Below are 23,991 nucleotides of genomic sequence, written 5' to 3' on the forward strand. Positions count from 1 at the left end.
TATTTACCAATCCGTTAATGCTATAACCTAACAGCAATTCCTTGTTTTTGTAAATACCTTTTTAGCTCAATAATGTCTATTTCGTGGTAATGAAATACCGAAGCAGCTAAGGCAGCATCTGCAAATCCAAATGTAAAAACATCACTAAAATGCTCCATAGTACCAGCTCCACCCGATGCTATTACAGGAATAGAAAGATTTGTACTTACTTTTTTTGTAATATCACAGGAAAAGCCCGCCTTAGTTCCATCTGCATTCATACTAGTTAATAGTATTTCACCAGCTCCACGCTCCTGACACTCTTTGCACCAAGAAAGAGCATCTATACCAGTTGGAGTTCTTCCTCCATCGATATAAACCTCATAGGAGGATGGAAAGCTCTCATTACGTCTTACATCTACCGCAGTAACGACACATTGAGAGCCAAAGCGCTCTGCAAAGGTCGATATTATATCTGGCTTTCTTACTGCCATAGAGTTAATAGAAATTTTATCAGCCCCAGAGGATAATAGCTTATAAGCATCTGCTTCACTCTTTATTCCACCTCCAACTGTGAATGGAATATTAATACTTTCAGCTATTCTTTCAACTAGCTGTGATAGCGTCTCTCTATTTTCTACAGTAGCTGTAATATCCAAAAAAACTAGCTCATCTGCACCCGATTGACTATATCTTACAGCATTCTCTACAGGATCTCCTGCATCGGCAAGTGATAAAAAGTTTATTCCCTTAACAGTTCTTCCATTCTTAATATCTAAGCAAGGTATTATTCTTTTTGCTAGCATTCTACCTCCCTAAGCTCCTCTAGAGTTAGATATCCCTCATAATAAGCTTTACCAACAATTGCTCCTGAGAGCTTCATATTTTTCAAGCGCAATAAATCCTCAAGAGAGGAAATTCCACCTGAAGCAATTACATTTATATCAGGAATACTCTTTGAAATATCCTCATATAGCTCAAAGGAAGGTCCTTTAAGCATTCCATCCTTTGATATATCTGTACTTATACAGTAGCTAAAGCCCCTATTCTTCCACTCCTGAATAAAGGTAATAACATCTATATCACTTGTTTCAAGCCAACCAAAGGTTGCTATCATACGATTTTTGCAATCGGCACCTAATATAAGCTTATCGTTATATTTTTCAAGCCACGCTAAAACTAAGGAAGGATTTTTAACGGCAATTGAGCCACAGGTAACAAAGCTAGCTCCTGCTGCTAAAGCACTCTCTAATGCTGAAGTACTCTTAACACCACCTCCAAAATCAACGATTAGGGAGGTATTTGAGCAAATATTTTCAAGAGTTTTTAAGTTTTTTATCTCACCACTCTTCGCACCCTCTAAATCAACAACATGAAGTCTTGTAAAGCCATAGTCCTCAAAGCGCTTTGCAGCCTCCAAAGGATTTTTGAAGTAGCTCTTCTTTGCTTCGTAATCACCCTTAGTAAGACGTACACACTCACCGTTGATAATATCTATTGCAGGGATTATTTTCATAGTGATACCTCTAAGAAATTCTTTAAGAGCTTTTCTCCAACCTCTCCACTCTTTTCCGGGTGGAATTGAAAGCCATAAAAATTATCCTTTCTAAGACCAGCTGAAAATGTAACATTATCATAAAAGCACGTAGCAATAGTATTTTCTGAGTACTCAACGTAGTAGGAATGAACGAAATAGAAGTACTCTTTTTCTCTTAAATTCTTAAATATTGGATCTGATGAAAATGTAACCTCATTCCAACCAACATGAGGTATTTTTACTCCTACATTTTTATCAAAGAGTCTAACCTTATTAGCAGTAATATTTAATAGGTCAACATTTCCCTCCTCTGAAAAGGAGTTCATCAGCTGCATACCTAAGCATATTCCTAAAAAGGGTCTTTGGTACTCCTTAATTGTCTCAATTAGCTCTCTCTTTTTAAGCTCATCCATAGCCCAAGAGGCAGCTCCTACTCCAGGGAATATCATTCTATCTGAGCTTTTAATTACATCTATATCAGAGGTAAGCTCGGCCTTCACACCAAGCCTAGAAAGAGCATTCATAACAGAGCGAGTATTTCCAGCATTGTAATCTATAACTGCAACCATCATAAAACTCCTTTTGTAGAAGGTAGAGAATTTGAGGAAGGATCTCTTTTTACTGCAACCTTAATAGCTCTTGCAAACGCCTTAAATAGAGCCTCTGCCATGTGATGAGCATTTCCAGTAGTAACCTTAAGATATAAATTACATTGAGCTGAATTAGAAAAGGATTTAAAGAAGTGCTCTATCATCTCAGTTGGGAAGGTACCGATATACTCTCTTAGGAATTTTACATCATAAATAAATTCACTTCTTCCTGAGAAATCAATTGCGACAGTTGCAACTACATCATCCATAATTAGGATATCTGAGCCATAACGGTTAATTCCCCTCTTATCACCTAGAGCCTTTCTTATTAATGAACCCAAGGTTATTGCTAAATCCTCAACACTATGGTGCTCATCAACCTCTAAATCACCCTTAAAGGTTCCCTCTAAATCGATGTGAGAGTGTTTAATAATTTGTTCAATCATATGGTCAAAGAAACCAATATTTGTCTTTAATTCACCCTTTCCACTTCCATCAAGATTTAAAGTTAGCTTAAAGGAGGTTTCCTTAGTAGTTCTATCTAAGGAGGCAATTCTAGGGCTCTTTACCTTATCCTGAGTTAAAAAGGCTGCAATCTCTTGCCAGGAATCACTAATTAAGCAAATTGTATCCTTATACTCATCTGGGACATTTTCTTCAGCTGAAAACCAAATACCCTTACACCCTAAGTTTTTTGCAAAGGCCATATCGGTTAATCTATCACCAATCATAAAGGATTTTTCAAGACACCACTCACCATTTTGATAATCACTCATCATCCCAATGCCTGGCTTTCGTCCTGTACACTCATCACTTGGAAGTGAGTAATCAACTAAAATATCATCAAACTCAATTCCTTCACCCTGGAATGTATTAACAATATGATTTTGAACTGGATAAAAAGTTTCAAATGGGAGACTTGGAGTTCCTACTCCATCCTGGTTTGATACCATTACAAGGCTATAGTCCGAGTTATCATAAATTTTCTTCAAGCTATTAAAAACTCCCGGCATAAAGCTTAGCTTTTCAAAGCAATTATTATGCTTAGAGTTTACAAGCACGCCATCACGATCAAGAAAGAGCGCTCTCTTTTTCATCTCAAAGTTCACTTAATACCTCCTTGAGTGTAGAAAGCATAAGATCATTCTCAGCTCTTGAGCCGATAGTTATTCTAAGACAGGAAGCACAAAGCACCTCCTTAGATCTATTTCTAACAATGATACCTCTTTTCGAAAGCTCATCATAAGCCTCATTAGCTCTCTTTACTCTAACAAGTAAGAAGTTAGTATCACTTGGGAAGATTTTTTTAACTCCATCTATAGTCTCAAGAGCACTTCTAACTCTCTCTCTTTCTATTGTAATTTTCTTAGCCTCCTCCATTACCTTCGAGTAGCTATTAAGAGCCTTGATAGCACATAGCTGAGAAGGAAGTGGAATATTATAAGGATATTTTACCTTATACATTATTGAAGTAATCTCTTCAGAAGCTATAGCAATACCAATTCTTCCTCCAGCTAAGCCCCATGCCTTACTAAGAGTCCTTAGTACAACTATCCTCTCATTTTCACTAATTAATGAAATAGCACTTTCGTTTGTAGAAAAATCAATATATGCCTCATCAACAACTGTAATACCCTTGTTGTATTGAGCAAGCTCCTTCACTTGGGAAAGTGGTATAGAAGCTCCAGTTGGGTTATTAGGAGAGCAGAGGAACATAAGCTTTGGAGCTTTTTCATCTAATTCTCTCTTAATGCTCTCAATATCTAATGTGAAATCTGACTTTTGTACTACACTAATAATATTTACATCATTAATTGCAGCTAGAACCTTATACTCTCCATAGGTTGGAGGCATTATCAAAACAGAGTCTCTTTTGCACTCACAAAACATCCTATAAAGGATATCTATTAGCTCATCAGAGCCATTTCCAATAGTAAGATTTTTTACATCTACTCCATATGCTTTTGCAAATGCCTTCTTTACTTCAAGTGAACGTGGATCTGGATAGCGATTAATACGATCAAAGGAAATCATATTTTGAAAGTTTTCATTTGCATCTAGAAATACTGCAGCAGTGCCAGAGAAATCATCTCTAGCAGAGGAATATGGCTCTAGGACTCTAATATTATCTCGTAGTAGCTTTTCAATACTCATAGCATCCTCACTCTAGCGGCTTCAGCATGAGCTGTTAAATCCTCTGCCTCTGCCATAGTAATAATAGTAGGTGCAAGTGATTTAATTCCTTCCTTAGTTAGCTCCTGAACTGTAATCTTTTTAATAAAGCTATCTAAGCTAACACCAGATGAAGCAGTAGCATGTCCTGAGGTTGGTAGTGTATGGTTAGTTCCACTAGCATAGTCACCTGCAGACTCAGGGGAGTACGCTCCAATAAATACAGAGCCCGCACTCTCAACGTCAGCTAGTATTTCATATGGCTCCTTAGTATTTATGATTAAATGCTCAGGAGCGTAGCTATTGATAATATCAATTACAGAGCTATCATCATAGAATGCAAAGGCCGCTGAATGTGATAGTGATGGAAGCATATACTCCTTTCTTCCAAGTTTTTCGACCTCATCCTCTAAGCATTTTTCTATCCTTAAATAGATCTCATCTGCTTCCTTTTCATCCTTAGCTTTAATAACAAGCATGACTTGAGAATCCTTACCATGCTCAGCTTGGCTTAATAGGTCTGTGGCAACATATAGAGGGGAAGCTTCCTTATCACAAACAACCATTACTTCACTTGGTCCTGCGACCATATCTATTGCACAAACATTTGAAGCTATATTCTTTGCAAAGGCTACATAGCGGTTTCCTGGTCCAAAGATTTTATCAACTCTCTCAACAGATTCTGTGCCATAGCATAGTGCTGCTATTGCTTGAGCTCCTCCTGCCTTTAAGACATGAGTCACACCACATTTTTTAGCTGTATATAGTACAACAGGATTAACAATTCCTCCCTTAGAAGGAGTTGCTAAGGTAATTGTCTTACACCCTGCAACCTTAGCAGGAATAGCGAGCATTAAAACAGTTGAAAATAGAGGAGCAGTACCACCTGGGATATAGAGACCAACCTTAGATATTGGAACTATCTTTCTAAAGCAGCGTACACCCTTCTCAGTCTCAACATCCTCCCCTACCTGCTTTTGAGCACTATGGAACCTATAAATATTTTCATAAGCTCTATCAATTGCTTTTTTTAGCTCCTCAGGTACACTCTCTTCAGCTACCTTAAATTCAGCTTCAGATACAAATAGAGATGTTAATTCAGAGTGGTCAAAGGCTTTTTCATATTCATAAATTGCCTTATCACCATTTATTCTTACATTCTCCATAATATTTAAGACAGCGCTCTTTACTGCCTCATCATCACTTTGAACTCTCTTAAGTATTGGGAGATATTCCTCCTTAGAGATATTTTTATAATACCTTATTAGCGCCATAAGCTTACTCCGTCATCTTTTCAATATTCATTACAAGGATACCTTCAGCACCAAGCTCTCTAAGGCTTTCAAATACCTGCCAGAAGCGATCCTCTGATACTACAGATTGCACAGAAACCCAATCTGAATCAAGCAGTGGAGTTACTGTTGGGCTCTTCATACCACCAATAATTGCGGCAGCTTCATTGAGGTTCTTCTTAGGAAGGTTAAAGAGAATATATTTCTTGTGCTTTGCAAGAGAAACGGTATCCATTCTAACTAGTAAACGATTTAAAATATCAAATCTTTCCTTCTCATCCTCTTCAAAGCTCTTTCTACTGATCATAACAGCGGAGGTATAGTAAATTGGTTCAACCTCCTTTAAGCCATTCATCTTAAGAGTAGTACCAGTTGATACAAGGTCTGAGATACAATCTGCAATACCGACTTGAGGAGTTATCTCTACAGAGCCAGAAACATTAACAAAGGAGGCATTTACACCAGCTTCCTTTAATACCTTTTCAGTAATTCTAGGATATGAGGTTGCTATTCTCTTTCCCTCTAATGAGCTAAGGCCCTTATAATCAAAGTCATTAGGAACTGCAATTGATAAGCGACAAGCAGCAAACCCAAGATCTCTTACTATCTTTAAATCATAACCCTTCTCATCATATTCATTCTTACCAACGATACCAATATCAGCAACTCCATCATTTACATAGGTTGGGATATCATCATCACGAACAAACAAGAATTCAAGTGGGAAATTGCTACTAAAGGTTCTTAATACACGTGCATCATCACTAAACTCAATTCCACAGGATTTAATGATATCAAGACTTTTCTCTGATAGTCTTCCACTTTTCTGAACTGCAATTCTTAGGTTTTTCATCGTTTATTCTCTCCTTATAGTATAAAAAAAAGTCCCCGACATGTGCGGAGACCTCAGTATATGTAGCATCCAGCCATATCGAACTATGGTTTAACAAAGTGATGATGGTGATGGATGTTTCTTACAGCTTTCATATGCTTAAGCATAGTTATTTCATTTTTTTTGGTCAATATTTTGACAATATTTCTTTTAAAAGCTGATAAACATTTAACATTGCAAGGATAAAGAGTGATGAGGAAAAGATTACATTCATTAGCACTCTTCTCTTTTTATAGAATTGACTTATAATGGAGCCCGCAACAGCCCACACTAAGCCGCTTAATAAGCAAACTATTGGAATAAGCATTAGAAGTAGAAGCTCATGCTCACTATTTATGATATACATTGTTTGAGCGCTAAAGCATAGAAGCATTACCTTAACATTAGCAAATTGCATCACCATTCCAGTAACAAAGCTTCCACCTCCAGGTGTAATATTTCCCTCCTTAGAGAGGAGAATATGAATTGCTAAATATAGTAGATAGATTATCCCAAGGCTCTTAAAGACTAGTAGCAGAGAAGGAATAATTTTAATTAAAAGAGAGATAATTAGGTATGTTAATATGTCAACTATTAAAATTCCTACAAACATCCCATAGTTGAGATATATCCCTCTTCGTAACCCCTTCTCTGAAGCATTCGCCATAGACATAATTGTATTTGGTCCTGGCGTAATAGCCATTGCTACCATGTATATAAAGAGCTGGAGCATCTTTATTTCTTTTCACTCCACTCTGCTTCTGCTATCTTTTCTTCCTTCTTAAAGCTTCTCATAACAGACCAAAGCTTAATTGACCAGAGAATTACAAATACACCACTAGTAATTACAATAACTCCAAGGACTAATAATAGAGTTGAATTAATAAAGTTTGGGAATATAAACATAAGAAGTGCAAAAACGATGTAAAGCCATCCTGATGGTCCATAGTAGAATAGCTCTGTAAATCCATTTTTCTTTATCATCCAGCTCTCAATTACCTCTGAGAGACCTGCAAATAGAAGGTTAAATGCAATTAACCAAACAACCCAGGACGCAACTGCTGTGCCAGGAGCTATGGCTGCAAAGTAAACAACTAAAATACTGATAATTAGGTTTATCAGGGTTTTTACCATGTTAAAGCGTATTATTCCGCCCATTCCCTTAAATTTATATGAGGTGACTAAAGCAGTTACTGCCTCTACAATGTTATATACACCGAAAGCAATAACACCAATCTTTACGACTGCATTAGGAGCAAGGACAAATAATAGGCCTAGTAAAATCAAAATAATACCACTTGTGATATATGATAGATATTTCTTCATTTCTTCCTCCTTGAAAACTAGCTAGCTTTTGTGTAGCTTAAGTGATATGAAGCACTATAAATATCTTCTTTTAGATGCAGATGGAACCTTTTACGATTTTCCATCCTGTGAAAAGGTAGCGATAAAAAAGCTATTTGACAACTATAATATTCCATTATCTGATGATAATTTAGCACTTTATCATAGTGCAAATTCTGAGCTTTGGGATTTATTTGAGAAGGGAAAAGCTACCTGTGACGATATCAGGATTAAGCGCTTTATTCCGATAATGAAGAAATATAGCCTTGAAGCTAAGAGTCAGGAAGCTGGGTTACTTTATTGTAAATATTTAAGTGAAAATGGAATTTTATATCCAGGTGCAAGAGAGTGCTTAGAGTGCTTAAAGCAAAGCTATAAGCTAATTATGATCACAAATGGGCTTAAGGAGGTCCAATATGGGAGGTTTGAAGCATCTAATACTACCCACCTATATGATAAAATAGTAATTAGTGAGGAGCTTGGTGTCCAAAAGCCTAAGAAGAAGTTCTTTACTCATACATTAGATTTAATTAATGCGACAGAATCTGATTGCTTAATCATAGGTGATAGCCTTACAAGTGATATCCAGGGTGGTATTAATAGTGGTATAGATACACTTTATTTACACTTAAATAAGGAAAAGCAGGATGGTGCTTACACCTATGCAGCAGCCTCCTACGATGAAATATTAGATTTACTTATCAACACTAATTAGCTCAATATCAAATATTAGTAGCTGGTTTGGTTCAATATTACTTGAGCCGTTTATTCCATATCCTAAATCAGGGTGTACCCACGCTCTGATTTTTTCACCCTCATGCATAACTGAGACAGCGGTTCTAAAGCCCTCAATAATATTAGTTGAGAGATCAAATACAGAGGATTTACCTCTTTCATAGGAGGAATCCTTAACCTCTCCAGAGAGTGTTATTAAGCGGTAATCAACTGTAACAGTAGATTTATTAGTTGCACTCTTTCCACCCTCAGTTGGCTCTCTTAATACCTCATACTGTAGCTTATCAGATATCGATACTACGCCAGAACGCTTTTTATTAGTTTGTAAGAAGCTCTCAGCTGCAGCTAAATTTTTCTCTCTCAGCTCAGCCATTTCAGCCTCATAGGACTCATACCTCTTTTGCTGATACTCATTCATAATACTCTGGCTTTCCTCCATAGAGTATGTAAAATCATTATCAACATAGGCTCTAACGCCATCTAAGAAGTACTCCTTCTCAAGCTCAGGGATCGATGTAATTATAGAATTTAATAGCTGGTAGCCATATACATATGCAAACTTCTCCTCTAGTGTCTCAGGAGTAGCTATCACATGTTCAACCTTCTCTGTAGCTATTTGTGTAGGAGCAGGAGTAGCCTCCTTTTCCTTACAAGAAATTAAAGCTAATACAATAAATAATATTAATAATATCTTCTTCATAAATCCTCCTAGCTGAGAACATTTCCATTACTATCTGCAATACAAACACATGGCATGGCTTCAACCTCGAGTCTTAGTAACGCTTCTGGGCCTAATTCAGGGTAGCTAACTACCTCTGACTTCTTAATACATGAGGAATAGAGAGCTCCACACCCTCCAAAGGCTTGAAGATATAAACCCTTATATTCCTTAATTGCAGCTAAAACCTCACTGCTTCTAGGGCCCTTTCCTACCATAACTCTTAAGCCATGCTTTAAAAGAGTTGGTGAGAAGGGATCCATTCTAGCACTTGTGGTTGGTCCTGCAGCTCCTAGAGCAAAGCCATCAACCTTAGGAGATGGTCCCATGTAGTAAATTCCATTTCCATTAAGCTCTATAGGAAGCTTCTCGCCCTTAGCTATTGCTTCATATAATCTTTTATGTACTTGGTCTCTACCAACATAAAGTGTTCCATAGATGAAAACCTCATCTCCTGCTTTAACTCTTAATAGCTCATCCTCACTGTATGGTAAATTAAGCCTGACCATCATAGCCTCCTAATACAACTACCTCTGCTCTTCGCTCTGCATGGCAGTTAACTGTTACAGCAACTGGAAGTCCTGCGATATGGGTTGGGAAGCTTTCAATAGCAACACCTAAGCAGGTGTTATCACCACCAAGCCCGCCTGGACCTATATTAAGTCTATTAACTGCATCTTTAATCTTTTCTTCGAGCTCACGATAGCGTTTATCACTATTACTTCCACTTCTTAGGAGAGCCTTCTTACTTAAAAGAGCGGCCTTATCCATAGTTCCTCCAATTCCTACTCCTAAGAAAATTGGAGGACAAGGCTTGCCACCTGCTTTAGAGACGATATCACAAACAGCAGCTATAACATCATCCTCTCCCTGAGTAGGATTAAGCATCCTAACAGAGGAACAGTTCTCACTTCCAAATCCCTTTAGCAATAGCTTTATAGAGATATCAGAGCCCTCAACTAATTCATAGTTAATAATTACAGGAAGATTTGTATTTGTATTTTCTCTATCAAAAAGAGGGTCCTTAACTACACTCTTTCTATAAAATGCATTCTTACTAGCCGCTCTACATCCTGCAATAATTTCACTCTCTAAAAGAGCAAGATTTAATCTTGCACTCTTACCAATTGAAACTAATGCCCAAAACATACCAGTATCCTGGCATAGAGGTAGTAAAGTTTCTTTACTTACATCGATATTTTTAACAATGTTATCGAGAACAACCCTTCCAAGGCGGCTTGTCTCACATTTATCTGCTTTTCTAATAGCCTTTTCAACTTCCTCTGGTAAAACTCTAACGGCAGAGGAAAGTGCGTTTTCAATGCTTTTGCTCAGTTTCATGCATTACATCATACCAAACGCTTTTATCCATTACCAGTACAAGAAAGATATCAAGTAATATGATTCCAATAGCAATTCCTAAGACAACACCTAAAAAGTCTGCGATGAAATCAAGGTAGTCACAATTTCTATCAAAAAATGGTTGAAGAAGCTCAATAATTAGACCAAAGATAGAACCTGCTATTACAGAGATAGAAATAGCCTTAGTATTGTGTGATAAGAATAAAAGTGTTCCATCACCACTTTTTCTCTCCTTTCTTGCCTGCATAAAGGCTGGCAGGTGAACAAGTGTTAAAAATAGAGAAAATCCTAATGAGGTATATGCTATAGAGTGAGCAATTTTATCATTCTTAATTAAGGATGATGTGCCAGAAGAAAAATCGAGAAATGAAAATGTAATAATCAAAATAGTAGAAATAGCTAGGAGAATAATACCAACGATCCTAACTGTTTTTTTAATTGATAACTGCATATTACCTATTAACTCCTAATTTAGGATAAAGTAACAAGCTTCCTTGTGTAATATTATTGTTTTCCATGTATTTTTCAAGGTTTTCTATTAAATCGCGCTTATCAGGGTATTCAATTGGGTAAACTAAGCGTGCTCTAGGTGTCTCTGTTAGTAATCTAAATACAATAATATCTCTATTTAAACGAGCAATTATAAAAGCAAGTAAGGCTATATGTCTCTTATAGCTCATAGTTGAAAAGCACCCACTATTAATATAGCTTCTCTCAAGTACTGTATTATGAGTTATGTGGATGTTATGTATCTTTATTCCATCACAAGCTGTATCATTTATTATTCTTACACTATCCTCAATATCCTTAAGGCTATCATAGCTTGGCATCAATAAAAGATGAGCAGTTACCTTCAAGCCGTAGGATTTAACTCTATTTACAGCAGCTATAAAGCATTTAGAGTCGTGACCACGATTAATTTTCTTTAGAGTTTTATCATTTCCACTTTGTAATCCAATTTCAACCCAAACCTCTCTATCCTTAGTTTGGTAGCTACTTAAAAGCTTACAAATCTCATCACTTAGTAAATCAGGTCTTGTAGAAACAATTAGCTCCTTAAAATCATATAGGGAGAGTGCATAGTCATAAACCTTTTTTAGGTTTTCTATGCTATCAAAGGTATTTGAAAAGGATTGAAAATATAAAGCCGCATATTCTGCTTTATATCTACGCTTAATAAACTCTAATCCTCTTTTAATTTGGTTATCTATTGAGTCTATACGGGCTTTTAGTAAATCCTTTTTTAATTCATACCCCTTTTCTTCACCTCTTTGGTAAACAGCTACAGAGCCACTTCCATCGCAGTAGGTGCACCCACCAGAACCATTTTTACATCTATTTGGACAGCTAAAGCCACCATCTACACCTATTCTATAGAGCTTTTTTGAATAACGACGATTTAAATACTCAGAGTATGTATTCCATCTCATCTAACATACATTCCTATAGATAGCTTCTTATCATTTGATAAAGCCGCAATAAATGAAACATCGATAGTATCTAAAAGCTTTATATCAAGTGAAAGCTTAGGGCCAACTACAATATCAGATAAAGCAGCAAAAGGTATTAAGGATGTAGTGTTTCCACAGTCATTAAGGTCAAAGAAGCATCCAATACTTAAATTCCAATATTTATTTGTAAATAGCTTATATGATAGCTCTGCACTAAGGCGGTCCTTAGCTAGAGTTGAGAATAAATCAACATCATACGATGATGCTAAGCTCTCATTACCTCTAATTGCTCTAAGCTTAAATGAAAGTATGAATCTATCAAGATTAAGAGCTGTATCGGCCTTCATTTCATAGCAAAGATTTCCATTAAAGCCTGCTTGGAGCAATAAATCTATACTATGAATATTAGAGCGTGAGCTATATGAAATTCCTGAGCCGAAATACCAAATAGAAGGTGTAGATGAGAAGAGATCTATTTTAGTAAGCTCACCCTTAAGAGTTATATCAAGTCGCTCTTTATTAGTAAAATTAGATGTAAAGGTAGTTAATAGAGATATGCTTCCACCTTGACTTGGCTTATGGTTTTTAACACTAATTAATGAATCCTTAGCATATGCTCCAAAGCCACCCTCAAGTGCAAATGATAGGTCAAGCATTTTATCTAAGGGATATGAATATTCAAAGGCTAAAAGATTAATACTTCCAATTCTTATTTTTCCAGTAAGCTTACTTCCTTTTATGTAATATGAGGAGGTTAAAGTAACACCTGGATCAAAAAAAAGATAATCATTTCTAAAGGAGAAATCTGCTGACAGGCCTATAGTAGCATTTAAAATTCTCTCCTCATAGCGCTTAACATCGATAGCTAAAATGCCATCAGCTACATTATAGCTAATACTCTTAAAGTTCTCTCTCTGCTTTAGCTTAAATAAAACCGTTGAAAGCTCTGCTATATAAGCTTCATCAAATACTCTCTCTTTAAATGGTATAAATAGCTTTTCATATTTCTTTAAGAGAGTAGGTAATTGAATTTCATCGATATATAAATATGGTCTTTCATCGTAGGCTAGAGGCTTTTCTAGTGGTAAATAACCCTTTAATTCTTCCTCTATTTGGTCAAATAAGGCTTTATTTTCACTAACAAAGGCTTCTCCTACATGGAGTATTTCATCAACAGAGGTAAAATCAATTACAGAGATATCACCTGTATCAGGAATCATTAAATAATCTGAAAGCTGGTGCTCTGAGCGAACACTACCCATAGATATTAAAATAATTAACTGCTTTGCGACTCCTGATAGTGTCTCTAAATAGTAAGGCTCAGTAGCATTTGCTCTTACACTATCATTTACATCTATAGCTATTATGATGTCAGCACCCATCTCTCTTGCGATTGAGGCTGGTAGGTTATCTGCTAAGCCACCATCGACAACATATCGGCCATCCTTTAGCTGATTTGGTGAAAAAACTAATGGTAGAGACATTGAAGAGCGTAAAGAATCATAGAGATTAGTAGAAAATACTATAGCCTCTCCCGTTACAAAATCTGTACCTACACAACGAAATGGAATAGATAGGTCATCAAAGCTTTTGATATCTAATACCTTTGAAAGCTTTCTTTTTATTAATGCTTCTACCTTAGAATCATCTAAGAGAGAGTTATTTAACCCTATTCCATGGTCACTAATACTTAATGAGATTAGAGAGCGATCATAATTAGAATATGGTCTATCAAGATTTTGCTCCTCAATTTGGAGATTAAATATTATATCTGATAAATCCTCTTGCTTGACAATTTCTTCAATCTCGAGCGCACTGTAGCCCGAAGAGTACAATCCTCCAATCAAGGCTCCTATGCTTGTTCCAGTAACAATATCTGGATATATTCCTCTACTTTCAAGCTCCTTAATTATAGGAATTTGACTAATACCTCTTGCACCACCACCTGAAAGTACTAAAGCCACCTTGGGTCTTGCTGCAAATACCATTAGAGGTGTTAATAATATTAATACAAGAGATATTAGTTTTCTCACGAGAGTTTTGCTCCAATAATGTCTCTATTTCCATTGACGAAGTCAGCTGCTGATAGCTCCTTCTTTGTTGGACGCTGCAGACGATTAAAATATAAGTATCCATCCTTAAAGGCAACCTTAAGGCCCTTATTTTTATCTAAGCCAACAACAGTTCCAGCCTCTTCACTTGGCTCCTCTTGAGAGAGTGTAAAGATACTATCTGAAACTCCACAAAGATAAAGCGGCTCACCCTTAAAAAGAAAATATGCCTTTGGCCATGGATAATATGCTCTAACCTTAGCATGAATAGCTTTAAAATCATCCTCAAGAGTAAGTCTTGCTTCCTCCTTAGCTGTGAGGTAGGACCAAGATACTTCTCCCTCCTGCTTAAGGCTTTTGTAGCTATCTAAATTTGTAAATAGCTCTTTTGCAAGCTCAGAAGCTACCTTTGACACCTCTACAGATAGACTCTCCTCTGTTTCATCGCCCTTTAATGCAAAGCGGCAGGAGGTGTAGATATCACCCTCATCACACTTTAAAGCAATTTCTTGAATAGATATTCCACACTCTCTATCTTGGTGTAAAATAGTCTCCTTAATTGGAGCACACCCTCTATATTTTGGTAATAGAGATGGATGGATATTAAAGGTTTTAGAAAAGAGTGCTAAGAACTTAGGTCCAAAGATTTTTCCATAGCAAAATGAAACAAGAGTATCACAGGAGAGTGTAGAAACATCTCTTCTTGCGTCTAGACCAAGATGCTCAGGAGTAAATACAGTAAGTCCTAGCTCTAGAGCTCTCTTTTTTATTGGAGTAGGAATTAAATCCTTTCCTCTCTTTCCTCTCTTATCAGGTGCTGTTAATACACCACCTAGAAGGCCTAAGGAATTTAGAGTCTCTAAGGTTGGAATTGCTATATCACCTGTTGCTGCAAAAAGGATTCTCACCTCTTTCCTCTCTTTTTAGTTTTATTCTTTCTTTCATATACCTTAACCATCATTTCTCTATCCTCATCGCTGAGTCTATCGATAAAGAGACGACAATTAAGATGATCATTTTCATGCTGAATAACTCGAGCAAGTAAGCCACTAGCCTTTATTGTAAAGGCCTTACCATTAACATCCTGAGCCTGAATAGTTACTCCAAGAGGTCTAATTACATTGTGGTATACTCCAGGAAGTGATAAGCACCCTTCCTCATATGGACCTTCCTCTACACTAGTTTCAATTATTTCAGGGTTAATAAAGGCAATTCTATTGCCCTTTCTATCATCAACGACAAAAAGCTTTTGACTTACACCAACCTGTGGAGCTGCAAGACCAACTCCATCGGCCTCATCCATGGTCTCAAACATTGCATCAACTAAAAGCTTTAATGCACTATCAAATTTTGTTACTCTTTGAGTAGGTGTATATAATACATCCTCTCCTAATTTATAAATATCAAGCATAATAGAAAATATAATAAAGATGAGCCTTGTGGGTCAACCAAATGGCTATAGTAAACTCAGTGGATCAACATCAATCTCGATATATATATTACTTGGAGTGTGGTAGCGCTCAAGAGATACCTTCACGATAGTATTTAGATGTATAAAATTCTCTCCGGAGAGTAAGATTTGATAGCGGAAATTACTAGCCTTTTTATATATTATGCAAGGATTCTTACCTATCACATAGACATCACTATATCCAGATTTACTAATTACTCTTTCAAGTAAAAGATATAATTCATCGCTAGCTTTTCTTACACTATCCTCATTTCTGCTTCTTAATGTTAATGCAACAAGCCTTGTAAATGGAGGAAAGCCTAAGCTTTTTCTAATTTCAAGCTCATTTTCGTAAAACTCAGCTACCTTTTGGTCTCTAACTGCCTTAATAGCATTATCGTCAACTCTATAGGTTTGTATTACTACTCTACCGTCATCACGATAGCGCCCAGCTCTTCCCTTAACCTGCTCAAGAAGTGAAAAGGTCCTTTCCTCAGATCTAAAATCAGGAACCGATAGTGTGCTGTCAGCAAGTATTACACCAACTAATCTAAGTCGAGGGAAGTTTAAGCCCTTAGCAACCATTTGAGTTCCAAGGAGTATATCTATTTCTCCCTTCTTAAAATCCTCAATAGTTTTTTTAACCTTCTCTTTATCACCTGAGGCAACATCTGTATCTAATCTTGCAATTCTTGCAGATGGAAATAGCTTACCTGCCTCCTCCTCTACTCTTTCAGTTCCAAAGCCAGCTACACTCATATCATGTGAGCCACACTTTGAGCAGTGGCTTACTAGAGGTGTTGAGTATCCACAGTAGTGACATACCATACGTTCACTACTCTTATGGTAGGTAAGAGCTATAGAGCAGTTAGGACACTCCTCTACATGGCCACAGGAGTTACAATGATAGTAATTTGTGTATCCTCTTCTATTTAAAAATAAAATTACACCGGCTCTATCATGTAAGGCACTTCGAATTTCCTCCTCAAGCTCCTTTGAAATTGTCCTGCTCTCCTTGAGCATGTTAACAATTTTAACCTTCGCTTCAGCACCACCTGCAACCTTAGTTTTTAAATCGAGTCTCTTCATCGCACCCTTTTTCATAGAGAGGTATGCCTCTAAGGAAGGTGTTGCAGAACCCATTACTAGAGTTGAATGCATATTCACAGCTCTCTTTTGGGCAACCTGTCTTGCATGGTAGCGTGGAGTTTGTCCACTTTTGTAGGAGTTTTCATGCTCCTCATCGATTATAATAAGACCAACATCCTTAAAGGGTGCAAATACAGCAGAACGAGCCCCAATAGCGATATCGGCTTCACCATTAATTATTTTGTGCCAGTGCTTTAGTCTTTGAGAAGGTGTTAATGCTGAGTGCAATAGTGCAACTCTATTTGAAAACCTTAGAGAGATATCACTTAATAGCTGGTGAGTTAAGGTAATTTCAGGAACTAAATATATTACCTTACGTCCCTGCCTTATTACCTCCTCTGCAGCTCTTAAATATACCTCACTCTTTCCAGAGCCCGTTACTCCATAGAGATAGAAGGTCTCTCCAGGATTATTATTTATCTCATCAAGAGCACTTTGCTGCTCCTCTGATAGCATTTTAATTGGAGTAAATGACTCCTCAGCTGAAAATAGAGCACTCTCACTCTCTCTCCTTCCAGATGGGATCATCATACTTAATATTTGTCCAACAGATGCAATGTAGACTTTACTCATCCACTTTGCAGTGTCTAATAGCTCAGAGGTAAATATTGGCGTTTTATCAACACTCTTAATAATTTCCTTTATTTCGAAATCTGTTTCCTGGTCCTCTTTAACATTTACTACAAAGCCAGTAAGCTTTCGCTTTCCAAAGGGTACAGAGACTCGACAGCCAAACTGTGTTTCACCCTCTTTAAAGCGATAGGTGTATGTTTGGTTTAAAGGAAGAGGAAGATATACCTCGGCTAGCATCTTCGCTCCTTAATTCCAGCATAGAATGCAACCTTCTTTAAATCATTCCAAATTAAATTCTTTAGTCTTGGATCCTTTTGGACCTGTGATGGAGAATATGATACAACAGCAACGCTATCGCCAAAGGATAGAACCTGTTCTCTTGCCTTTTCTATAGAATCATATCCTAAAATTTGAGCTCCAAGGGGACCTAAGAAGAATACAACCTTAGGCTTTAGTACCTCTACCTGCTTTTTTAAGATGTTGATACAATCTGAATTAACCTCATTACAGGAGCCTGGACACTTTATAATACTAGTTAGGTGACACTCCTGACTCTTATCCAGCTTAATAGCATTTGACCAAGTGTTTAGCATAACACCCTCATCAGGGGACACCATTGCACCTGTATCTAAGGTTTTATCAACTACAAATAGTACCAGAGGGTGCTGTGAGCCTCTACCAACTAGGCACCTATGGTCTCTGCACATCCAGTTATCACAGGAGTGACAATTTAGATACATATCTCTTAGAGAGAGCTTTTTTGTCTCAGTTTTTTCTTCTACCTTTTGCTCAACACTGTAAGAAACAAAGGGAGTATCCTCTCCTAAGTAATCTTTATTTATAACTCTTATTGCATCATCGAGGAGTGATAATAAATACTCTGTTCCACTATCCTGCATATTTACTCCTCCTCAAACCATGCGTATTCTGCTTCATCATAGCATATTCTTGCTAAATATAATCCCTCAGGTGGTGCTGTTCTTAGAGCTTTAGAGCGAAGCTTACTCTCTAATCTTTCTTTAAATTCTTCCTCTGACTCACCTAAGAGCCCAGCTTCAATCATTGTTCCAACCATTGATCTTACTTGGTGATATAAAAAGGCATTACCTACAACCTTATAGCAATATACACATTGATTAAAGCGATCGGTCTCCTTACTCCATATAGACTCATATATATCACGATATTTTGAGGGTGAGATATCACGAGCCGAAGAAAAGGTTGTGAAATCATGGGTACCTTGGAGGATAGCTGCATACCTATTTAAGATAGCTATATCTGGAAGCCTCTTAAAAAGACCTACATATTTTTCATCAAATGGTAGAGAGGAGTTCATTTCCTTAGCAAAGTATCTATATTCTCTAGCCATAGTTGTAAATCTTGCATGGAAGGAACCATCAACCTCCTCACTACTTAATACTTTTATAGTCTTTGGAAGCTTTGTATTTAATGCAAGCTTAAACCTTTCTGCAGGTATTGTTGAGCTTTTTGGAATATCAAAGTGACATACCTGACCAAGTGCGTGCACACCACTATCGGTACGGCCTGAGCCTTGAACAGTTACAGCTAGCTTCATATCCTTTAACGCATTTTCTATACTCTCTTGAACACTCTCTCCATTATCCTGCCTCTGAAAGCCATGGAATGCAGAGCCATCATAGCTAACTGTAATCTTAATTCTTCTAAGGTTATCAGCTAATGGTTCTAGGGCCGGTCTTCTCCAATCCTTTCTACTCATGATATTACCACCATAGCAACTGAATACTCTTTTTCATGAGAAATTGAAAGTGAGACCTCTCTAGAACCTATCATATCTAAAATATCCTTTGTTAATACAAGGTATGGTTGGTTATTACTATTTTTTCTAACCTCAATACATTTAGGTGTAATATTTTTTATAAAACCAGTCCCAAGTGCTTTCACAAAAGCCTCCTTAGAGGCAAAGCGTGAAGCGTAATATTCACTTTTACCATTACTATTTTCAATCTCATAGTCGGTAAAAAGGTGGTCCCTAAGTCTATCAGATATGTTATCAAAGCGAGAGTTTTTAACTATATCTATGCCAGTAGAAAGCATTAAGGCTCCCTAAATAGGATTCTTACAGAATCAGGATTTGCACGAACACTTAAGGATGCATCTAAAAAGGCATCACTATTATAAATTACCTTTACAGGAACTCTAGCAATACCCGCTTCATCTACACTTGAAAAGTCTGCTTCAGCAGATATAGATGTTGCATCAACAAGATATATTAATTCATCATTTCCACTTATTACTATCTCAGTCTTTGATGGAACTAAGGACTCTGGTACTACTACCTCCTGTGAAGGCAAGGTAACAGAGAGAGGTATTGTAATTACTCTATCTGTCATATTTAAATAATTTACAACTGCAAATATTAAAAATGCTAAAACTAATGATAGAACCCTTGGAACCCATGCTGAGAGGAAGGAATTGAAGCCTTTATTTCCTTGTTTCATCTTCTTCCTCCTTTACATCCATTGGTGATACATCATGGTAGCTCATAAGAGCTAATACAACTCTTTTTATTGTTTCTCTATCGAGGTCATAATAAATATTTGCATTATAAGCAAGGGACATTGCACCATTTTCCTCTGATACAATAATAATAACAGCATCTGAGTCCTCTGCTAAGCCTAAGGCAGCTCGGTGTCTTGTTCCATAGCTTGCATTAATTCCTGTTTGTGCTGAAAGCGGTAAATAGCAGGAAGCTGCTACAATCTTACCACCCTGAACAACTAAGGCACCATCGTGTAAGGGTGTATCATGGTCAAAAATAGTACAAATTAATGATGATGATAAATCTGCATTAAGCTTTGTACCTGAATCAATGACACTCTTTATATCTGTGTGTCTTGGGAAGATTATCAAAGCACCTCTTTTTACCTGTACTAGATTTTCACAAGCATTTAAAATTGTATCAATTTGTTCTACTGTTGTTTGAGATCCAATTCTAAATAACCTTGCTCTACCAGAGAACAGGGTTGTAAATGCTCTTCTAAACTCTGGATGGTAAATAATACAGAAGAACATTAACAGTGGGAGTGTGATCTTCTTATATAAATATAAAAGAAAATCAAATTGCAAAATATAACATACACAGAAGAATAGTGCATAAGAGAGCATTATAAATACTAGCTGTGTAATTTTTGTTGAAGAAATAGCCACATACAGCTTATAAAGTACCCAAGCAAGGATTAAGATTTGTATGAAATCCTTTGCATAAGTAATAAAGTATGCGGAACCACCTAAACTAAACATATATTATTCCTCTTTAGAGGCCCAGTTAAGGGTTCTCGATACAGCCTTTCTCCAGAAGATAATTTTATTCTGTCTTGTTTTCTCATCCATTGAAGGGGTCCATCTTAACTGTTCCTTCCAATATTTTGACAGATTTTCACGATTTTGCCAAATGTCAACGCTTAGTCCAGCAGCAAAAGCAGCACCTAATGCAGTAGTTTCTGTAATTCTTGGTCTTATTACAGGTATTGAAAGGATATCAGACTGGAATTCCATGAGTGGATTTGAGTTTGTTAATCCTCCATCGACCTTAAGTGTTTTAAGGTTTATTCCGGAATCAAGCTCCATAGCTTCAAAAATATCATTAGCTTGGAAAGCTGTTGCCTCAAGGACAGCTCTACAGATGTGAGCTCTATTAACATAGCCTGTTAACCCTGCAATTACACCTCTTGCATCACTTCTCCAATGAGGAGCAAAGAGGCCTGAGAATGCAGGAACTATGTATACTCCACCACAATCAGAGACAGAGGAAGCCAGCTCATCTAGCTCCTTTGCATTTTGAACCATCTTTAAATTGTCTCTAACCCATTGTACTAAGGAGCCAGCAATAGCTATTGAGCCCTCAAGAGCATAAGCTGGTTTTTCTCCCTTGGCAAGATATGCAACTGTACTTACAAGTCCTTTAGATGAATAGCAAAGCTTATCACCAGTATTAACAAGCATGAAGCAACCTGTTCCATATGTACATTTAGCTTCGCCTTCACTAAAGCATGCTTGACCAAAGAGTGCTGCCTGCTGGTCACCTAAAATTCCACATAGTGGTACCTTTGTACCTAAAATATCTGCATACCCATATATTTCCTTCATTGAAGGTACGATAGTAGGAAGAGCTCTTCTTGGGATTTTAAAGAGGTCTAGGAGCTTTTCATCCCACTCTAAGGTCTTTATGTTCATTAGCATATATCTTGAAGCATTAGTTGCATCTGTAATTATTTTTCCTGTGAGCTTAAATGCAAGGAAGGTATCGATAGTACCAAAAACACAGCGATTCATATCAAGACGTTCCTTTACTAGAGGAACATTATTAATAAGCCATACTATTTTAGATGCTGAAAAATAAGGTGAAAATAAAAGTCCAGTTCTCTCTTTAAGCTCATCTGCACTAATTAAGCTCTTAAATGAGGAAACGATACTACTTGCTCTTAAATCCTGCCAAACGATAGCGTTATATAACACCTCACCAGTTGTTGGGTCAAAAGGAATAATAGTTTCACGCTGATTAGTTATTCCTATTGCCTTTAAGTCCTTTATGTTAATACCACTCTTTTTTATTGCCTGCTTAATTACAGTTTGAGTGTTTTTCCAAATCTCATCTGGATCATGCTCAACATAGCCTGGCTGAGGATAATATTGCTTATGCTCAATTTGATGTGAGCCAATAGCTTCACCTCGATCATTAAAAATAATAAAACGAGTACTAGTAGTACCTTGATCTATAGCTCCAATATAGTTCATCTATTCACCTCTTTTTTGATTATAGACTAATATCATGAAGCAGAAAATAAAAAAGAGCACCAAACTAGTGGTGCCCTCTTAGAATAAGCTACTAATTATCTTAAATCCTCAGTTTTGAGCCAATCCTGGTCATCATATGCTCTGTTTTCACCAACCATACCCCAAATGAATGTGTAGTTAGTTGTACCACAGCCAGAGTGGATAGACCAGCTTGGGTTGATAACAGCTTCATCATTGTGCATTACAATGTGTCTTGTCTGGTTAGGCTCACCCATGAAGTGGAAAACTGCCTGGTTTTCAGGAATATCGAAATAGAAGTAAACCTCCATTCTTCTTTCATGAGTATGAGCAGGCATTGTATTCCATACAGAACCTGGTTCAAGGTGTGTAAGACCCATTGAAAGCTGACAGGTATCGAGAATATCTGGGTGGATATACTGGTTAATAGTTCTTTCGTTAGAATCTTCAAGCTTACCAAGGTGCTTATGGATTGCCTTTTCATATGGGATAACTGTAAGAGGATAAGCTCTGTGAGCAGGTGCTGTTAAGATATAGAACTTAGCTGGCTCCTTGCTATCCTTACTCTTAAATAAAACTTCCTTAGTACCCATTGGAACATAGAGTGCATCATAGTGATTAACATTAATTTCCTCACCATCAACAATTGCAACACCATCACCACCAATATTAATAGTACCAAGTTCTCTTCTCTCTAAAAGGTAATGTACACCAAAATTCTTCCAAGGATCGATATTTTTTTCGATGTTTACAGTCTCATCTACTGGCATACAGCCCATTGTTACAATTCTATCAACATGTGAATAAACACATGATACATCATCCTTTACGAAGACATTCTGAATGAGGAACTCTTCTCTAAGCTCCTCTGTTGTCATTCTCTTAAAAGGTTCCTTTCCTGTTGAATAACGGATATCCATATTCTCTTTATCTCCTTTATTAGGCCAAGTAGCCTGCTAATTCACTATTATTTGAAACTCTATCTATGCCACCATATAGATGCTCATGCAAAATTTCGTAGATACAATCTGTATTCTTTTCTCTAATTGCATTTAAGATCTTTAAATGGTCCTCTATAACAACCTGCATTGAGTGATGGTCAATGATATCAACTCTTCTTTGTCTTGTATAATGTATAGAATCCTGAAAATAATCCCAAATAGGAATTGCACCAACAGATTCATACCAGAGACGATGCATCTTAGCATCAAGCTCATAAAACTGCTCTATATTAGATTCCTCATTATTAACTACAATCTGCTGCTTCCTAATTAAGTGCTCAACATCCTCAATTAATAGAGGATCATCGATTTTAATAAAATCTCTAATGACTCTATCCTCAATTGCAGAACGAGCATATACAAGCTGCTTAACTAAATTAAGATCAATCTTTGATACTCTTGTCTTTTGATATGGGAGTAAATCAATTAACCCCTTATCCGCAAGACGCTGCATTGCAGATCTAACTGGAGTTCTAGAGGCATTATACTTTTCACAAACATCATTCTCTGAAAATGAAATTCCTGGCTTTAATTCTAGGGATAAGATTCTCTGAGAAATATCTTCATATATCTTAGTAGCAATATCTTTATAACCAGCCATCAAAAACCTCTTTATAGTTAGATGTTAATATACAAATATAATGCAGTCAATAAAAATCTTATAAAATAAATATAGATATATAAATTTGTATACAAATATATTAAGTTGTACTTAGAGAATAAAAAACCATCCTACAGAGGATGGGTAAGGAAAAATCTATAATAAACATTGCTTAAAGCAATGAGAAAGGCGAAAAAAAAACCTGGCAACGACCTACTCTCCCACGGACAAGCCGCAGTACCATCGGCGAAGAAGCGTTTCACTGTCGTGTTCGGGATGGGAACGTGTGTTTCCACTTCTCTATGGTCACCAGGAAATTCA

27 protein-coding genes and 1 rRNA gene are annotated in these 23,991 nt (G+C 36.8%); 1 reads left to right on the top strand and 27 read right to left on the bottom strand.

The features are described from left to right. Positions 1-20: 20 nt before the first annotated feature. The 9 genes from hisF to FYJ80_RS03065 form a co-directional block, all read right to left on the bottom strand. Positions 21-785: an imidazole glycerol phosphate synthase subunit HisF gene (gene hisF / locus FYJ80_RS03025; RefSeq protein ID WP_154424645.1), complete on the bottom strand. Its 765-nt coding sequence runs from the start codon at positions 783-785 to the stop codon at positions 21-23. Beyond that, the gene (gene hisA, locus FYJ80_RS03030; protein ID WP_154424646.1) at positions 779-1,495 is read right to left on the bottom strand and encodes a 1-(5-phosphoribosyl)-5-[(5-phosphoribosylamino)methylideneamino]imidazole-4-carboxamide isomerase; all 717 of its coding nucleotides are present in this window, start codon (positions 1,493-1,495) and stop codon (positions 779-781) included. The genes hisF and hisA overlap by 7 nt, the downstream gene beginning before the upstream one ends. Continuing rightward, complete coding sequence (gene hisH / locus FYJ80_RS03035) at positions 1,492-2,085, bottom strand: imidazole glycerol phosphate synthase subunit HisH (protein ID WP_235899575.1); 594 nt, start codon at positions 2,083-2,085, stop codon at positions 1,492-1,494. The genes hisA and hisH overlap by 4 nt, the downstream gene beginning before the upstream one ends. Continuing rightward, positions 2,085-3,215 carry an imidazoleglycerol-phosphate dehydratase HisB gene (hisB, locus tag FYJ80_RS03040; protein WP_328596720.1) on the bottom strand — a complete coding sequence of 377 codons (1,131 nt, stop codon included), beginning with the start codon at positions 3,213-3,215 and terminating at the stop codon, positions 2,085-2,087. The genes hisH and hisB overlap by 1 nt, the downstream gene beginning before the upstream one ends. Further along, complete coding sequence (gene hisC / locus FYJ80_RS03045; RefSeq protein WP_154424648.1) at positions 3,205-4,260, bottom strand: histidinol-phosphate transaminase; 1,056 nt, start codon at positions 4,258-4,260, stop codon at positions 3,205-3,207. The genes hisB and hisC overlap by 11 nt, the downstream gene beginning before the upstream one ends. Continuing rightward, positions 4,257-5,552 (bottom strand): histidinol dehydrogenase, encoded by a 1,296-nt coding sequence (gene hisD, locus FYJ80_RS03050; RefSeq protein ID WP_154424649.1) that lies wholly within the window; start codon positions 5,550-5,552, stop codon positions 4,257-4,259. The genes hisC and hisD overlap by 4 nt, the downstream gene beginning before the upstream one ends. A 4-nt stretch (positions 5,553-5,556) precedes the next feature. Further along, the gene (gene hisG / locus FYJ80_RS03055) at positions 5,557-6,423 is read right to left on the bottom strand and encodes an ATP phosphoribosyltransferase (RefSeq protein ID WP_154424650.1); all 867 of its coding nucleotides are present in this window, start codon (positions 6,421-6,423) and stop codon (positions 5,557-5,559) included. A gap of 166 nt (positions 6,424-6,589) precedes the next feature. Beyond that, complete coding sequence (locus FYJ80_RS03060) at positions 6,590-7,174, bottom strand: LysE family translocator (RefSeq protein WP_154424651.1); 585 nt, start codon at positions 7,172-7,174, stop codon at positions 6,590-6,592. 2 nt (positions 7,175-7,176) lie between these two features. Further along, on the bottom strand, positions 7,177-7,767 hold the full coding sequence (locus FYJ80_RS03065) for a DUF308 domain-containing protein (protein WP_154424652.1): 591 nt from the start codon (positions 7,765-7,767) through the stop codon (positions 7,177-7,179). Between the two features lie 46 nt (positions 7,768-7,813). On the opposite strand from FYJ80_RS03065, the gene FYJ80_RS03070 reads away from it, so the two are divergent. After that, on the top strand, positions 7,814-8,500 hold the full coding sequence (locus FYJ80_RS03070; RefSeq protein WP_154424653.1) for a YjjG family noncanonical pyrimidine nucleotidase: 687 nt from the start codon (positions 7,814-7,816) through the stop codon (positions 8,498-8,500). Here the strand turns inward: FYJ80_RS03070 and FYJ80_RS03075 are convergent. The 18 genes from FYJ80_RS03075 to rrf all read right to left on the bottom strand — a co-directional run bounded on the left by FYJ80_RS03075 (position 8,480) and on the right by rrf (position 23,984). Further along, positions 8,480-9,220 carry an FKBP-type peptidyl-prolyl cis-trans isomerase gene (locus tag FYJ80_RS03075; RefSeq protein WP_154424654.1) on the bottom strand — a complete coding sequence of 247 codons (741 nt, stop codon included), beginning with the start codon at positions 9,218-9,220 and terminating at the stop codon, positions 8,480-8,482. The genes FYJ80_RS03070 and FYJ80_RS03075 overlap by 21 nt on opposite strands. Before the next feature lie 8 nt (positions 9,221-9,228). Beyond that, the gene (locus FYJ80_RS03080; protein ID WP_154424655.1) at positions 9,229-9,747 is read right to left on the bottom strand and encodes a FumA C-terminus/TtdB family hydratase beta subunit; all 519 of its coding nucleotides are present in this window, start codon (positions 9,745-9,747) and stop codon (positions 9,229-9,231) included. Beyond that, positions 9,734-10,579: a fumarate hydratase gene (locus tag FYJ80_RS03085; RefSeq protein ID WP_154424656.1), complete on the bottom strand. Its 846-nt coding sequence runs from the start codon at positions 10,577-10,579 to the stop codon at positions 9,734-9,736. The genes FYJ80_RS03080 and FYJ80_RS03085 overlap by 14 nt, the downstream gene beginning before the upstream one ends. Beyond that, the gene (locus FYJ80_RS03090) at positions 10,557-11,051 is read right to left on the bottom strand and encodes a VanZ family protein (protein ID WP_154424657.1); all 495 of its coding nucleotides are present in this window, start codon (positions 11,049-11,051) and stop codon (positions 10,557-10,559) included. Before FYJ80_RS03090 ends, FYJ80_RS03085 begins: the two co-directional genes overlap by 23 nt. Position 11,052: 1 nt before the next feature. After that, on the bottom strand, positions 11,053-12,030 hold the full coding sequence (locus tag FYJ80_RS03095) for a TIGR01212 family radical SAM protein (RefSeq protein ID WP_154424658.1): 978 nt from the start codon (positions 12,028-12,030) through the stop codon (positions 11,053-11,055). Further along, a complete protein-coding gene (locus tag FYJ80_RS03100; RefSeq protein WP_154424659.1) occupies positions 12,027-14,084 on the bottom strand; it encodes a patatin-like phospholipase family protein in 2,058 nt (685 codons plus the stop codon). Before FYJ80_RS03100 ends, FYJ80_RS03095 begins: the two co-directional genes overlap by 4 nt. Further along, positions 14,081-15,010, bottom strand: coding sequence for a methionyl-tRNA formyltransferase (locus FYJ80_RS03105; protein WP_154424660.1), 930 nt, complete (start codon positions 15,008-15,010; stop codon positions 14,081-14,083). The genes FYJ80_RS03100 and FYJ80_RS03105 overlap by 4 nt, the downstream gene beginning before the upstream one ends. Continuing rightward, positions 15,007-15,513, bottom strand: a complete 507-nt coding sequence (gene def / locus FYJ80_RS03110) for a peptide deformylase (protein WP_154424661.1) — start codon at positions 15,511-15,513, stop codon at positions 15,007-15,009. The genes FYJ80_RS03105 and def overlap by 4 nt, the downstream gene beginning before the upstream one ends. Before the next feature lie 45 nt (positions 15,514-15,558). Continuing rightward, entirely contained in the window at positions 15,559-17,511 is a 1,953-nt protein-coding gene (gene priA / locus FYJ80_RS03115; protein WP_154424662.1) for a replication restart helicase PriA, read from the bottom strand. Beyond that, positions 17,505-18,173, bottom strand: a complete 669-nt coding sequence (locus FYJ80_RS03120; RefSeq protein ID WP_154424663.1) for a uracil-DNA glycosylase family protein — start codon at positions 18,171-18,173, stop codon at positions 17,505-17,507. Before FYJ80_RS03120 ends, priA begins: the two co-directional genes overlap by 7 nt. A gap of 2 nt (positions 18,174-18,175) precedes the next feature. Continuing rightward, positions 18,176-19,012 (bottom strand): tRNA pseudouridine(38-40) synthase TruA, encoded by an 837-nt coding sequence (truA, locus tag FYJ80_RS03125; RefSeq protein WP_154424664.1) that lies wholly within the window; start codon positions 19,010-19,012, stop codon positions 18,176-18,178. Next, a complete protein-coding gene (acpS, locus tag FYJ80_RS03130; RefSeq protein WP_154424665.1) occupies positions 19,009-19,350 on the bottom strand; it encodes a holo-ACP synthase in 342 nt (113 codons plus the stop codon). Before acpS ends, truA begins: the two co-directional genes overlap by 4 nt. After that, the gene (locus FYJ80_RS03135; RefSeq protein WP_154424666.1) at positions 19,350-19,754 is read right to left on the bottom strand and encodes a YbbR-like domain-containing protein; all 405 of its coding nucleotides are present in this window, start codon (positions 19,752-19,754) and stop codon (positions 19,350-19,352) included. Before FYJ80_RS03135 ends, acpS begins: the two co-directional genes overlap by 1 nt. Next, positions 19,738-20,556 (bottom strand): diadenylate cyclase CdaA, encoded by an 819-nt coding sequence (gene cdaA, locus FYJ80_RS03140; RefSeq protein ID WP_154424667.1) that lies wholly within the window; start codon positions 20,554-20,556, stop codon positions 19,738-19,740. Before cdaA ends, FYJ80_RS03135 begins: the two co-directional genes overlap by 17 nt. A gap of 3 nt (positions 20,557-20,559) precedes the next feature. Further along, the gene (gene glpK / locus FYJ80_RS03145; protein ID WP_154424668.1) at positions 20,560-22,050 is read right to left on the bottom strand and encodes a glycerol kinase GlpK; all 1,491 of its coding nucleotides are present in this window, start codon (positions 22,048-22,050) and stop codon (positions 20,560-20,562) included. Between the two features lie 95 nt (positions 22,051-22,145). After that, positions 22,146-22,988, bottom strand: a complete 843-nt coding sequence (gene kduI / locus FYJ80_RS03150; protein WP_154424669.1) for a 5-dehydro-4-deoxy-D-glucuronate isomerase — start codon at positions 22,986-22,988, stop codon at positions 22,146-22,148. Between the two features lie 19 nt (positions 22,989-23,007). Next, positions 23,008-23,670, bottom strand: a complete 663-nt coding sequence (locus FYJ80_RS03155; protein WP_154424670.1) for a GntR family transcriptional regulator — start codon at positions 23,668-23,670, stop codon at positions 23,008-23,010. Positions 23,671-23,870: 200 nt separating this feature from the next. Then, positions 23,871-23,984 (bottom strand): 5S ribosomal RNA (gene rrf, locus FYJ80_RS03160). Positions 23,985-23,991: the final 7 nt, after the last annotated feature.

It is taken from the genome of Bullifex porci (genome assembly GCF_009695635.1).
GTDB lineage: Bacteria > Spirochaetota > Spirochaetia > Sphaerochaetales > Sphaerochaetaceae > Bullifex > Bullifex porci.